Origin of the sequence: Desulfogranum marinum (assembly GCF_016918565.1) — a bacterium.
In the GTDB taxonomy this organism is placed as follows: domain Bacteria; phylum Desulfobacterota; class Desulfobulbia; order Desulfobulbales; family Desulfobulbaceae; genus Desulfogranum; species Desulfogranum marinum.
Genome location: NZ_JAFFQD010000011.1, coordinates 33474 through 48333 on the forward strand (window position 1 = coordinate 33474; position 14860 = coordinate 48333).

At 46.8% G+C, this 14860-nt stretch carries 10 protein-coding genes; 7 read left to right on the forward strand and 3 right to left on the reverse strand.

The window, feature by feature from the left end:
- The first annotated feature begins 2 nt into the window (after positions 1 to 2).
- Entirely contained in the window at positions 3 to 197 is a 195-nt protein-coding gene (locus JWH17_RS08105; RefSeq protein WP_205222095.1) for a hypothetical protein, read from the forward strand.
- Between the two features lie 62 nt (positions 198 to 259).
- Complete coding sequence (locus JWH17_RS08110; protein WP_205222096.1) at positions 260 to 565, forward strand: hypothetical protein; 306 nt, start codon at positions 260 to 262, stop codon at positions 563 to 565.
- Positions 566 to 614: 49 nt separating this feature from the next.
- Here the strand turns inward: JWH17_RS08110 and JWH17_RS23705 are convergent, their stop codons facing one another.
- Positions 615 to 3557 (reverse strand): HD domain-containing phosphohydrolase, encoded by a 2943-nt coding sequence (locus JWH17_RS23705; RefSeq protein ID WP_232370980.1) that lies wholly within the window; start codon positions 3555 to 3557, stop codon positions 615 to 617.
- A gap of 500 nt (positions 3558 to 4057) precedes the next feature.
- Here JWH17_RS23705 and JWH17_RS08120 point away from each other — a divergent pair, with 500 nt between their 5' ends.
- The 3 genes from JWH17_RS08120 to JWH17_RS08130 all read left to right on the forward strand — a co-directional run bounded on the left by JWH17_RS08120 (position 4058) and on the right by JWH17_RS08130 (position 5855).
- A complete protein-coding gene (locus JWH17_RS08120; protein WP_205222097.1) occupies positions 4058 to 4339 on the forward strand; it encodes a hypothetical protein in 282 nt (93 codons plus the stop codon).
- Positions 4336 to 5022 (forward strand): CPBP family glutamic-type intramembrane protease, encoded by a 687-nt coding sequence (locus JWH17_RS08125; RefSeq protein ID WP_205222098.1) that lies wholly within the window; start codon positions 4336 to 4338, stop codon positions 5020 to 5022. Before JWH17_RS08120 ends, JWH17_RS08125 begins: the two co-directional genes overlap by 4 nt.
- Positions 5023 to 5306: 284 nt before the next feature.
- A complete protein-coding gene (locus JWH17_RS08130) occupies positions 5307 to 5855 on the forward strand; it encodes a CDP-alcohol phosphatidyltransferase family protein (protein ID WP_205222099.1) in 549 nt (182 codons plus the stop codon).
- A 104-nt stretch (positions 5856 to 5959) separates the two neighbouring features.
- On the opposite strand, the gene JWH17_RS08135 is transcribed toward JWH17_RS08130, so the two are convergent.
- Entirely contained in the window at positions 5960 to 11149 is a 5190-nt protein-coding gene (locus JWH17_RS08135; protein ID WP_205222100.1) for a RecQ family ATP-dependent DNA helicase, read from the reverse strand.
- Positions 11150 to 11295: 146 nt separating this feature from the next.
- Positions 11296 to 12621: a cyclic 2,3-diphosphoglycerate synthase gene (locus JWH17_RS08140; RefSeq protein WP_205222101.1), complete on the reverse strand. Its 1326-nt coding sequence runs from the start codon at positions 12619 to 12621 to the stop codon at positions 11296 to 11298.
- Positions 12622 to 12898: 277 nt separating this feature from the next.
- Between JWH17_RS08140 and JWH17_RS08145 the strand changes: the two genes are divergently transcribed.
- On the forward strand, positions 12899 to 13690 hold the full coding sequence (locus tag JWH17_RS08145) for a Mut7-C RNAse domain-containing protein (protein ID WP_205222102.1): 792 nt from the start codon (positions 12899 to 12901) through the stop codon (positions 13688 to 13690).
- A gap of 28 nt (positions 13691 to 13718) precedes the next feature.
- Entirely contained in the window at positions 13719 to 14036 is a 318-nt protein-coding gene (locus tag JWH17_RS08150) for a DUF6172 family protein (RefSeq protein WP_205222103.1), read from the forward strand.
- Positions 14037 to 14860: the final 824 nt, after the last annotated feature.

Here is a 14860-nt window from a genome sequence, read left to right on the forward strand (position 1 = left end):
TCATGACAACGCAAGTTCTGAAAAACCATGAAACCAAGGTAAACGTTACTCAAGAAACCTCAAAATTCTCACTGATCACTGTGATGACCATGGCAGGCTTGGTTGGAATCTGGGCACTTGCCTGTCTTGTTGGCGGATTGGCAAGCAGTGGAACCGGTAACCTGATCAGGGGTTACATAACTGCAATCTTTGGATAATACATCGACCTTGACTCAACAATCTATCTTGACTCAACAATAGTTCACAGGAGAAACGAAAAATGGCAACAACAGCTAAAACAAGAAAATTAACCACAGGTATAATACTTGCTTCCAGCGCTTTACTTATGCTTTGGGTCTCTGCAGCCTTTATAGGAGCCTTGAATCAAGTTAACTGGCAGGTCAGCGAGCTAATGCGGCAATACATGCTGGCAACAGGCATGATGAAGCCATTGCACACTCTGGTTGATTATTACACCCATATCAAAGGCATTGAATACCTGATCTGTGTATCCTTTTTTGTCGCCTTCCCGGTATTTGTTAAATACATCAACAAAGAAAAAAGACCGATACCTGTTATGAAATAACAGCGAGCAATCCTCATACAAACGCCCGGCAAAAGCCGGGCGTTTGCATTTACGCATTCCCAGTTTTTACATATTTCTGCAGGTCCACAGAATCAATCTGTTCAGGCAGGAGATACTTATCTGCATATTCCTTATAAGCGCCACTGGCAAGAAACAGTTTGAACAAATTCGAATCAATATGTTTTTCCTGTTCCATGGTGCTCATTATCTGTATTACTTCACTTAATTTTTTTGCTTTTTTATATGGCCGATCCGATGCTGTAAGCGCCTCAAAAATATCTGCGATAGCCATCATTTTTGCAGGAACAGACAATTGGCTCGAGTCCAACTGACGAGGGTAACCTGTGCCATCCATCTTTTCATGGTGTCCACCAGCTATATCGGGGACATCCTGCAGGTGTTTTGGATAAGGAAGTTTTTTCAACATGATAATGGTCTGCACGATATGATCATTAATCTTGTAGCGTTCCTCGTTGGTCAGCGTTCCTCGTTTCACCGAAAGGTTATAGAGTTCACCTCTATTATAAAGGTACTTCGGAGTTTTCACCACAAAACCACAATCATCCTCCTTGCATATTTTCTGGTTTTTGGTTCGCTCAACAATATGCTCTTCCTTGTCTGCAAGCAGGTATTCAGTTACCGGTAAAAGTGAAGCTCTGGTCCGTTCCTTACGCTGTAGTTCTTCCCAGCTGATACCAATTCGGTCATCTATGGTGCGCTGCCACTTACGGCCTGCTATTTTCTGCAACCGCTCTTTATCCTCGTTTGCAAAAAATTCACCGCCGAGATTGCATCCGGCAACAAAAGCAAATTCTTTATCAAGAACCTGCCACTGCTCCTCTAAATTCTGATAAAGAAGCTCCTTATTCCCCCCAGCGTGAACTTGCTCCCAATACTCTATATGAGCATCCCTTTTCAACACTTCAAATCGCATCCGTATTTCATGAATTCTATCGTAAATGGTTTCAAGTTTTGTTGCCTTATCGACAACATACTCAGGCGTGGTTACCTTGCCGCAATCATGAAGCCAGGTGGCTATATGCAATGCCTCCCACTGTTCGGCGTCCATAGTGAAATCGGCAAAAGTACCAACGCTGCATTCACAGGCTTTTTGTGCCAGCAGTTTGGTCAACACCGGCACCCTCTGACAATGCCCCCCTGTATAGGGAGACTTGGCATCAATAGCACCGGCAAGAAGCACAATAAATGAATCGAGTAGTTGCTTTTGCATTTTCAACATCTTGCGGCTCTCCAATGTCACTGCTGCAAATCCTGAAATTGCTTCAGCAAAGGCTACTTGATCTTTTTCAATAGAAACGTTCTGCTCGTCTGTCCTTCCGTAACAGATACACAACACGCCTACGCCTTCTTTTTGCCTGTTGCGAAGAGGAAGCATGAATACATCCATTGACGGAGCTGAAATATTCGAAAAAACCGGCGCAAATTCTCCGCTTTCATCAGCATCCACAGTTCGGATTTCCAAATTGCCTGTGCGCAGCACTTTTGCCATGGCTGATTGCTTGGAGAGAGAAATACCTTTTACCCCTTCACACTCCTGACAACTCCCTTGTCGATCATAAATCGTTCCTGGCACCAATTGATTACCGGCTTCATTGACAAGATAAGTGACAGCAGCATCCGCCTTACATATATGAAGGCTTTCACTGGTAATAATTGCCAACAGAGCGTCAAAATCTTGTTCGCTGGCCAAAGAGTTGATCAGCAGAGTAAACTGGCTGATAGTTGTCTGCATCAAACTCATTACTTTGGAAAGCTCATCAACCTCTATCACAGTGGAACCTTCGGCATCCTGCAGAGAAAAATCAAAATTACTGATTCTTTTCGCTCGGACGGCAAGCCTACGTAGTGGAGTTGCAATCAATCTTGCCATTACCAGCGAAATCGGACCGGTGATAATAATAAGAACCAGAATGATCAAGGCTCCTCTCATTTGAATACGTATCGCCTCGGCCATTAACTCTTTTTCAGGGGAGAGCATAGCCAGATAATACCCGGAACTCTCGAGTAGGTTATCCAGCTCGCGGATTCCTCCCAACCAACGTTCACCCTGAAAAGCAAAGTCCACAACCTGGTCGTCAAAATTAACTGTCTGCTTGGCATAGGACAACACATCGCTCTGTAGTTCTTCTACCCTGGGCAACGCATGCTCTTTGTCATTGGATTTTTTTTGCAGCATTTGAGAATCTTGGTAGGCAACCACAAAACCGTCTTCTGATAAAATCACGATCTCCGAATGTTCTGTCATTTTGTGGCCGGCCAAGGTTTCAGAAAGCTGAATCAGGGTCACATCCCCGGCTACGACAGCGCCTGAGGGTAGGGATTTATAAGAGATTGTAAATCCGACCTGATCTATAAAATGAAACAAATAAGGATCTGTACTGTGCACCTTTTTATCATCACGAGCAATGGTATACCAGGGACGAACGCGTGGATCATAGGCGGTTTTCTCCAAACCGGTTCGCTGCAGTTCCTGCAATGATTGATTGTACCAGAACCGTTGTTGATATCTGACACCGTCAGTTGCTGTATGTACATTATCTACCACCAGTGCGGCCATGTCAGGTGCATGAAAACGGGTACGCATATATTCAAAGTTCAAAGGACGAACAATAAAATAGTCTCCATTGGGGTATCCAACCTCAAGCCCTGATAGATGTGGTGCTTCCTGCAGCGTTGCTTGTAACATAGGCAGATAAAGTAAGCGTTCATCAAGGGTTTCAGCCTCAACTAAATCGGTGTTGCTGATGATGAGAACTGCAGTTGCAACAGGCTTATATGTTCCAATGTAATCCAGGCTTAACTCCTTATTCACCTGATTGAATACCTCTTGAGAAGCGTCGAGTAACAGCTCTGCTGTTTCTTTATAGTTGTACCACCCCAGGATGGAGCCAAAGATGATGATCAGCGTGGTGAAAAATGCAGCAATAACAATATGCAGTGGTAAATGGATGTGCGTTTTTTTTGATTTCATGGAGTTGTTCACCTGAAAATGGATAAACTCATAAAATATCATACCAGGGGTGGTTGCAGACTTTCTTGTCTTACAGTAGCATAAATGTACAGTAACCATTCAGCGAATATCGAAAAACTGTCAATCTCCCCCGAGCTGTAATTTTTCAGCAGTGCTCCAAATGGCCACAGGTTGACCCAATAGCTGATAAACTCCGACTTCGACCCATCGATATGCTGGTCGGGCAGAGAGTGGAGAGTTGAAGTGCTGCTGAATAGCAACAATGTATGAAATAAGACTAATGCTAACTATCCTCTTTATTTTAAAGCGAAAAACCGGAAAATATTTTCCGATTTTATGTGAAAAAATGACGAAAACGTCTTTAAGACCTCCCAAGAACACCCTGTCTCTCTCCCACAGAGTGGATTGTGGCACAAAACAGACACATGCTATAAAACCAGTACAATTATTGCATAATTTCCCCATACAATAATCCCGTTTAAATTCACCAAGGGCAAAATATGGCTCCTAAAGTAAAACCACCTGAGATTGGCCCATTTGTATTCCCCGCTATTCTAGCATTTTTTGGACTATGGTGCCTCTATGACGGCTGGTTGTCGACTGACCCAAACATGCAGGAACATCTCTTGTTCAACAGAATTGCAGGTGGGATCCTGCTCCCTTGGGCTGTGATTGATTTTATCCGTACCCGTAAACGGGAAAAACTTTATGCTGAAAAAGAAAAAAAAAAGGTACGTAACAGCGCTGATGATGCTCCCGAAGACACACCTGATCAACAATGATTGAAAACCGCAGTCTACTGCTTCCGTACGCAGCACCCTATTTTGCGTATGTGATCATTGCTTCACTGCTCGGCGATGTTGTTTCCGATGAGATAAATTATATTCTTCGTATTATAGCTGCAACAGGCCTGCTTATCTGGGGCTGGCGCTGGTACATCCCGCTTGGCGGAAGCAAGTCCTTTTTATCATCAATGCTGCAAGGAGGAGTTTTCGGCATAGTAGGTTGCGCCGCGTGGATTCTCCTCCTTCTTCCTTTTACTGAAGCTGCAGAAGCAACCCCCTGGTCAGCCGGCGGTTTTGCCTTACGTGTAGTCTCTGCGGGCTTGCTTGTTCCTGTGTTTGAAGAGCTTATGATTCGTGGTTTTGCGTTTCGTCTGGCCCTTCAGTGGGACCAATGCCGCAGGGAGAAAATTGATGATCCCCTCTACACAGCTCTCCACGAACGTTCCATCAACGACCTTAAACCTGGAGAGTGGTCATGGATGGCGGTTATCATCTCCACCCTGGTCTTCATGATCGGACACGGGATACCTGAGTGGCCGGCAGCGATCGCTTATGGCTTGTTAATGTCTTTTTTACTGATCAAACAAAAAGACTTGATTGCCTGCATTGTTGCCCATGGAACTACCAACCTTTCCCTTGCAGCATATATTGCTCTTACCGGCAGCTGGCAACTCTGGTAACGTGCCCCCCCTGCGCCTCACTCACATCCTCCTTTGCGTTTCCCCTTGTTCTTCATCCGACGGGATCTGCTGTAAAATAATCGCGCAAATAGTGTCACTTGCACAAATGACGAAAAAAAGCTAAGAATATCAATTAACAAGATGACAAAATTGCCATTATAGGTCAACAGCCAGCTGTGGTGCCCTGCAAGTAAAAAAACGATACCTGTATGTTCCGCCCCAGCACCACAGGCGATTCCTTCATTATCGCAGTGTTAATTGCAGACATGCCATGGAGTGGTTCTATGACAAACAGATACATACGTTTTATCCCTAACTTGCTTTCATCGCTCCGGCTTGCCCTTGCTGCTTTTTTCCTTTTTTTTCCGGCAGCATATTGGTTTTGGCTGATCCTCATAGGCGGAGGTAGCGATATCCTTGATGGGTGGCTTGCCAGACGCTGGCAAGTGCAGAGCTGGCTGGGTGGAATTATGGACGCCGTTGCCGACAAGCTGTTCGTCCTCATTGCCCTGCTCACCCTCGCCGGTAGTGGCAGGTTTTCCTTCTGGTGGGTGCCTCTGCTTGTGATGCGCGATATCCTAGTCGCGTTTACAGCGCTGTATGCCGCCTGTATCAGATCGTGGAAATCTTTTCAAAAAATGGAAGCACGATGGTCTGGAAAAACGGCAACAGCCGCTCAGTTTACAGTACTGCTCACCCTGTCACTTACAACCGAGGGTATGGCACCAATACTTTGGGCTGCCACCCTGCTCAGTTTTGTGGCAGCTTGTGACTACGGCCGCCTCTTTATTCTTGAGCTTCAACAAAGAGCAGCTGAAAAAAAGCGGCCCTAAGACAATAACAAACAAGCTGCCCAACCTGAATTTCTGATGAAAAATCAGGGTTAAAAATTGTACACGCCTCTCTTTTCATGCCTGGATGTAGCTTCCCTGCAAGTTCACCAACACATTTGTCGGTTTCCTACATAGCAGAATTCAACCACCGGAACTTCCCAGGTTTCGCCCTTGCACCTCGCCTTAAATGCAGGATCAGCGATCTCCTCTCTATAACGCTTAACAACAGCAACCACTCTCACCTCCTGAACCTGGTGCAAACGCTCACACCACTTATCTCGCGCAGATTGAGCGAGACGAGCAACAGGTATATTGTCTTTATCCAGCAGCTCTATCTGCATATCCTGTAAAACCGGTTGCAACCGTGCCCCCACTTCCAACTTCTCCACAGCCCTTCTGGACGGGTGATTTTCCTGTTTCACTCCGGCAAAATCGATAAAGACATCTTTCATCCCCAGCACCACATATCGTTTCTCAGTAGACTTGTCCCGCAAAGTCGGAAACAATTTTCTCCGCAATAAAAAATGTCCCTCCAGCACCGCAACATGGGGATTGAAAACACCTTGCACTGCAAAGAGATGGAGCGTAAAACGTGCCCTGGACATGCCGACATAATATAGCCTGCGCTCTTCCTCCATTTCCTCTCCCTGCTTTTGCTGCCAGTTTTCGCCAAGCATAAACACATGATCGAACTCCAACCCTTTTACCGAGTGAACTGTCGATAAGAATATGCCGTTGCCAAGGTTTCTGGAACGTCTCTGATCAGCAAAGCACTCATACAGATACTCTTCTATGTCTGCAACGGGCTGTTCATTATCACTAGTTTCATTAATCCACTCATTGATCAGCTCCCTTAGGTTTTGATGCCAGAGATTATCGTCCGCAGTTGTCTCCGGCAGCAAGCAAAGCAGGGCACTCCCCTTTAACGATTGGAGACGACGACATCGTAAAAAATCCAGCATCTCTGCATGCTCGCGAATCCTGGTCAGTGTTGGAAAGCCTTCAGTTCGTCCCCAATACAGATTAATATCCAGGTTTTCTGCTTCAAAAATGGAACGAACACCATCCAGCTCTTTCCACTCACGCGCCAGAATTGCACAGCCGGCCAAATCAAAATCACTTTCAACACTTTGCAGACGTTTGATCTCCTCCAGCAAACCATACCCCTGCGCTCTTTGATCGGCGACCTCCAAAACTTGCACTTTTCCCATACCAACAGGGTCATTTACGCCTACATTACCGCCTGGAGGCAGACTTGCTCTTGCCTGATTAACCTTGATTGGGTGCTCGGTTTTCATCCGGTCATCATTCCGCTCAATCAGACAATTGGAAGCAGCAATGATATTGGCAGTGGATCGGTAATTTTCAACAAGATAATGGATCTCCGCCGTATAATCCTTGCGGAATCTCCGGATAAATCCCACATTCGCGCCTCGAAAACGATAAATATTCTGGTCATCGTCGCCGACAGCCATAATGGTCATTTGCCGGTCATGCTCCTTGGCCATCTTCCCGGTCAGTAGCGACACAAGCTCATATTGCTCCTCATCAATATCCTGGTATTCATCCACCAGAATGTGACTGAACTTGCCGACAAGAGTATCCCACGGCGATCCGTCTACAAAGCCCAGCACATCGGTTTCGTCTCGAAGCAGCTGGATCGCCTCCCGAATCATCTCAGAAAAACCAGCACCATCATCACCGTTTTCTTTTGCTGCCACAGCAGGAGACCTGCCGGTTAAACGAAGCGCCAGACCATGGAAGGTAAGGGTTGTAACCCTGGCCATTTCATTACCAACCAAATCACGCAATCTCCTACGCAAACTCATGACTGCACTGCGGTTAAAACAGAGCACCAAAACGGCCTGAGGTTGTACTCGTTTCACCCGCAACAAAAAGGCAACCCGGTGCACAACCACTCTGGTTTTCCCTGCTCCCGGCCCGGCCAAAACCAGCATATTCCTTTCAGTAGGCGCGGACACAATGGCTGCCTGTTGCTTATTCTGTAAATCATCTACTATGCGCTGATACGACTGCTCACTGGTTGCCCGCTCAAGCAACTTCTTCCTGCCAGGAAAATACCGATTAACAAACTCTTCTTTTTCATCGTTAAAATAAGAAGCAACCAATCGCATGGCGGTACTGATTTTATCTATTGCCTGCCGTGCATATTCATTCATCACATGCACCTGAAAATTACGCTCCGTGTAATGTGTCTCCAGGGGGGCAAAATCAGCAACTGAATACCGCTTGCCTTTTGCCTCGGCATATAACCGCAAAGTCATTGCCTGGCTGAAGACGGCAAGGCCCTTTTGCAGGTCCAGAACGCCCAGTTCATTCATAAACAACACCGCTCGTTCTGCTGCTGCCAGTGGATTTTTAAGCGAAGGCCGCAGTAACAGATCATTTTTCAATCTATCTATAATCTGCTCTAAACTAAACTCGACCAATAGGCTGGCATTTGCTTTTTCCGAGGGGTTTATTGTTGCAAGAATCTGTTCCAGTGAAGCATGTGCAGCCTGCTGCCGAAGTTTCACCGTTGCCTTGAGCGATTGCCAGTCCCTGTTTAAAAGCACATTAAAACGTAGCCCGCCGGTAGGGTTGACTTTAACGCTCCCTTTATCGCAAGCCAGCCCTTTTCCATCCCGGCATAGACCATGAAGAATTCGCTGCAGCACCTCTGGATTACTGTACTCATACCCCTTGTCCAACAGCTGTTGATTTACTTGACGCAGATCTAACACCAGGGCAACACCCGGTTCCACATCGGGCGCCTGTTCTTCCAGGACATTCAAAAAATCCTGCTCAAGCTTGCACACCCGGTGCAAATGAACATTGGCGCTGTTGGAAACCTTGTACCGCACATACGCGCTGAGCATCGTTTCTTTTGAGAGCAGTTCGTGTTCTTCCATTGCCTGAAGGGTTTTGATAACACGCTGCGTCTCGGTCTCATCTTTGCTGTCGCGTTGGTCGGCTGCAAAAGGAGACAATCTTGCCAGCTCGTCGGCACTAAACCCATCTGTTCGCTGGTCCTCCATCAGCGCACCTACAATAGCCAGCCACCGTTCCTGCTGCCTGGCAGATAAATCCAGCTGAGCAATTTTCTCTCTAGCCTCATGCAGGTTACGAACACGGGGTTTCCCCTGGAATACCTTGGTATTATTTTCATTGCGCTCAAGAAATCCAGCACGCTCCAGCCATGCGACCCCTGTACGCACCCGGGTGTCGGGATCTGGAACTTCGTCCGGGTCTATATCCACAACCTCCTGCCGCAACAGCTCTCCAGCAGTAAGAACAACCTCCACCCCACCCTTAGCAGCAGCACGAATCCCACGCAACATCTGGCATATTTCGCGCCGGGTCAGCCTCGACATGCTCCCCAATTGAAACTGCTTTTCAATATCCTGTTCATCAAAAACCAGTATACATTCGGCCTCCAGGCGGTCGCGGCCCGCCCGGCCTGCCTCTTGCAAATAATTCTCCAACGAGCCTGGAATATCGGCGTGAATAACCAGACGAACATCGTCCTTGTCTATCCCCATGCCAAAGGCATTGGTCGCGCAGATTATCGGAAGTTCTCCTTCAATAAAGCTCTCCTGGAGTCGCTTTTTCAGTGAATTATCCAATCCAGCGTGAAATGCCTCAACTGTAAAGCCATTGTTTTGCAGAAATTCCGCCAGTTTTTCCGTATTTTTCCTGGTGGCACAATAAATGACCACACTCCCGCTGCCGGTGTAACGGGTCTGCAACAGCTCCAAAACAACCTGCTGCTTGCCATACGTATCAACCGGATACACTTCATACTGCAGGTTTGTTCGTTCATGCCCGCCTGCAAACTGATTCATCCGCAGACCCAGCTCACGCTGGACAGTGTCGATGATTTCCGATTTTACATCTTGTTTGGCAGTTGCCGTAAAGCATTGCACTGGAGGAATCCGGGTTTTTCCCTTGACGGCAAACTCCCTGATAAAACGAATCGCATAAAAATAGTCCGGTCTGAAATCGTGCCCCCACTTTGAAAGACAATGGGCCTCATCAAAAACCCACGCTCCGATCTCCCGCTGCTTAATAGTCTCGATAAGCGAACGGTTGCGCAGCTGTTCAGGAGAAACGTAAAGGATGCCGGCATCACCAAGACGGATCAAATCCAGCACTTCACCACGTTCAACCATGGTCAGCATGCCGTAGAGTGCCACTGCTATCTTGGTTCCTGTCTGCTTGCTGAAATTATCGACCTGATCCTTCATCAAGGCCTGCAATGGAGAAATAACAATGGTCAGCATGTTGCGCCGTTGATAGCGCATAATGCCCGGTAATAAATAGCATAACGATTTACCACCACCAGTGGGTAAAACGGCAAAAAGAGAACTGTTTGCAGCCCCTGCTTTTACCACCTCTTCCTGGAGACTTTTGCCTTCATTGGTTGCCGGCAAGGGACGAAAGGATGCAAATCCGAAATAATTTTTAAGGAAATGATGAGGATTGTGATGGGTTGCACAGTACGTGCAAGAGGGTTGCCCACAATTATTTTCCCTCAACCTGTGCAGTATTGGCGAAATTTGCGAAAAATGGTGCCGTACCCAGGGTGGCAACACAGAATTCCCTCCCGCAACAGACAACCAGGCCGTGACATAGGCGAGTACCGGCAGGGAAATTGCTTTTTCATAAAGCTGATCCAGCAGCTGCGCAACGGCAGTAGCACAAGCTAGCTTGCCTGCAAACCAAGCAAACGACTCATACAAGTCATCGCCGGTAAGCAGAGGGATACCCATCGCAGACAGGGCATTTGCAGTTCCGGCAAGTTTTTCATCATCATGCAGAAAACTCCGATAAAACAATGGTGTTTCCGCCCCTCTTGCCAGCTGGTGCTGGAAAGCTTCCCACTGTTCGGTAAAAACCAAACCTGCCAGTTTTGCATCCTGTACCGGATCGTTGATACTATCCCGTACAATTTTATAGTCTTTTACCAATCGATGATATGGATTTGCCGGATAAGCAAGGGGGGACAGATAGAGAGTATCGACTGCAGGCTTGTCTAAAACTGTAAGTGTTGGACACACCTGTCTAAGCTGGAGGATATCATGTTCAATGATATTATGGCCGAGGATATATTCCGCATTTTCACCAAAGGCATTGAAGGCTGCCAACGTCTTTGCGTCCACTGCTTTGCCTGGCTGAGACTGGAAGGTGGCCTCTCCCAAAACAGCACCAATGGAATAAATAACGTTCTTTTCATTTATCTCAATGTCAAAAAGAAGTCCCCTTTGCAGAAACTCCCTGCTCGCATCATCCATCAGTCACCGGCACGCCTCATACCCCTTCCCCTTCCACATTTCAGCCCTGTCCCACGAAACAAAGTACAGCATAACCTACCATCAACATTGATAAATCACCAAAAGAAACACACCATATATGCACAAAGCACCATACCATAGGCCAATTACCCTGCCAGTTGCCGCATCCGTTGCTCGAGAACGGTTTTCAAGGTTGGCTCTCCATGGTCTTTGTATGCATATTTGACGCGCAAGGTTGGCTTGTTGATGGTAAACAGATGCGGCAAATCAATGGGAGTGGCAAAAAGAACAAGGTCACACGGTGTCTGGTTAATGGTTGCCGCCAGCTCTTTCATTTGCTTGCCGCCATATCCCATGGCTGGAAGCACCCTTTGCAGGTGTGGATACTGTTCATAGGTTGTGCAGATACTGCCAACTGCATACTGTCTGGGGTTGACCAATTCTCGAGCCTGAAAACGTTCTGCAGCCAACACCCCCGCCCCAAACTCCATTCCGCCATGGGTCAAGGTGGGGCCGTCTTCCACAACCAGTACCCGCTTCCCCTGGATAAGTTCCGGCGTTTCAATCTTCAGGGCTGACTCGGCCAGTACAATATCTGCCAGGGGAGCGAATTTTTCTATAGTAGCCCTCACCTTACCGACTTGATCACCAGGAGCACTGTCCACCTTGTTTATAACGGCGATATCCGCCATGAGCATATTTGTTTCGCCGGGATAATACAGACGCTCATGACCTGGTCGATGAGGATCAAAAAGAGTGATATGCACGTCAGGATAGAAAAAGGGCGTATCATTATTTCCACCATCCCACACCACCACGTCCGCCTCTGTTTCGGCAGCGGCAAGAATTTTTTTATAGTCCACCCCTGCATACACAATAAGCCCCTGATCCACCAGCGGCTCATACTCTTCCCGCTCTTCAATGGTGCATTTATGGGTCTCAAAATCTTCATAGGACGCAAACCGCTGTACAACCTGTCTGGTCAAATCCCCGTACGGCATAGGGTGACGGACAGCGACCACTTTTTTCCCCATATCCTGCAAAATGGAGCAGACATGGCGTGTAGTTTGCGACTTGCCGCAACCGGTTCGAACAGCACAGATTGCAACCACGGATTTGCGCGAACGGAGCATGGTATAGGTCGCACCGATTAAGGTAAAGTCCGCACCCGCAGCCATCACAGAGGAAGCGATATGCATGATATCGGTATGGGCTATATCGCTGTATGAAAATGCCACCAGATCTACAGCGTGCTTACGGATCAGTCGGCACAGTTCCTTTTCATGATAAATGGGAATTCCCTGGGGATAGAGATCACCAGCCAACAAGGAAGGGTACACACGTCCTGCAATATCCGGGATCTGGGTTGCGGTTAAGGCAATGACCTTGTAGCGGGGATTGTCCTTAAAATAGACATTGAAATTATGAAAATCGCGACCAGCCGCTCCCATGATGATGACTTTTTCAATCATTTTCGTCACGCTCCTCTGCTATGGCGTTACCTCTTCCTCGCCTTGAGTATCTTACCCGTTCGAATGGCGATGATCCAATGCTGTAAAAGTACAACCATGATAAACTCGTAAAAAATCCATCAATAACTATAGTATAATAGCTCAATAGCTATAGACCATCCTGGATACATGTTTTTTCACCTAATCCATTACAAAATACATTAATAAACAAATGGTTTGCTATACAGCGAGTTAGCGAAAAAAACGAACGATGACAACTGGGAAGAGATCAAGCACAGTGAAAAGCACCATGGAGATAACTATCTCTTTTCACGAAATGCTGCGTCCTCTACTCGCCACATCTTTTCGACACCAAAATACCATTATCCACACTCTCGGCAGGCGAACGTCCATCAAGGATGCAATAGAGTCCTTTGATATTCCCCATACAGAAATCGGCTCCATCCTGGTCAACAGGAATGCAGTGGACTTTTCTTACTTACTCTGCCCTGGTGACCGTATACAGGTCTCGCCACTTGCTATTCCCGTGGACCCGTGCGGCGAGTCGCTTCTCAGGCCTACTCCACTTCCGCATCTGCGTTTTCTGGTTGATGTTAATGTGGCAAAACTACGAACCTATCTTCGCATGATCGGCATGGACACGCTGTACGAAGCAGACCTCACAGACAGCGAACTTGCCCGGCTAGCTGCGCAGAAGCAGTGTATAGTGCTCAGCAGAGATCGCGGCCTGCTGCGGCGTAAGATTATAGAGCACGGTCACCTGATCCGCTCCCAGAATCCGACCGAGCAACTGGCGGAAGTGCTCAGCTATTACGGTCTACAGAACAAAATCAACCCTTTCAGCCGCTGTATTCATTGCAACAACCTGCTGCAGCCGGTTGCCAAACAAGAAATCATGAACGATCTGGAACCATTAACCAAAAAATACTATGAGGATTTTTCCCACTGCAGTACCTGCAAAAAAATTTACTGGCCAGGATCCCACAGGGAGGGTATGGAACAGACCTTGAAACAAGCTTTGCAGATGCACATGGAATGGATGGGAGCGTACAGCTCTCGCAAAGAATAAATACGACCAAACACATTATGGAATCACTATGAAAAAAACGTTTAAATTAAGCCACCCAAAGCTCAAACTCCCAAGGCTTGTTGAAGCGATCAAGTATGAAATAAAAAAATATATACGAAGAGAACGGAGAAAAAAGCTGCCCGCAGGTGTCGATTTTTGGGATTTTGACTGCCGGTTCGGGGTTGATGAGGCAACAAGTGAAGTTATTCATCTATCCACCATTAATAGGCATATCTCAGAGGCTGAAGCAAAACAGCTCGATTCTTTTTATTTAGAAATTCTGGTCAAACCTGGCTACCGAACCAAAAAGCCCAAAGGAATGCTGGATATAGAGGACGAAGATTGAGTAATTATGGGTAAAAAACAACGATGCTGTCACGTCTTTAAACGTCAAGTTTTCTAAAATAGTAATAGTATTTCAAAACCTGGCAGCACGCTTTTGATGCTGGCCAGGTTCCCACAAACAAACATGAAACAGAGAGAGATCCAGATAGATACGCACTGAGTTTATCGCGAGTTCAACTTCGAAGTGCGTAGATGAACTGCAACGTTGCTCGTTCTGATGTTACAAGGCCTTTATTGTCCAGAACCTCTTCCCTTTCACATATTATTCAAAATGGTTGAGAACCCTTCCAAAGCCATTGTCACGTAAGCGATTCCCCAACGATTCGGTCTTTATCCAATTCACTCATAATATAGGCCTTAGCCAGCTTGGCTTCCGATAACATCAAAAAGCTCATCTAGGGCAACGGGGTGGAGGAAAAGGGTTCCCCCCTGATACAGCATGTCGGTCAGTATTTCATTATCACACTGAAGGTTGTAAATTTCCAACAATACTTGTTGCCATTCGCGTCCCTGATAAATTTTCCCCTCGGTATTTTGCGAACCAAGCAGGCTATCTGAAAATCGTCTCTTTCCAGAGAGACAAGGCCAATGGCAACAAGAGCCGGTCTCGACAGTTCCCAGACTTCATTCTTCCGCCAAAGCCGCCAGAGCCTAATCCGAACAGTACGAGAAGGTGTAGCAGTTAGAATTGAAAGCGGCTGTAAACACTCCCGAGGTTAGCGACATGAAGAGGCAAAAGTTGTCCCATACTAACTGTGCAGAACCAAAAATCATTTCTGCCTTTAAAGCGGCAAGATATCTGCATAACAAAAGCTATAAAAACAG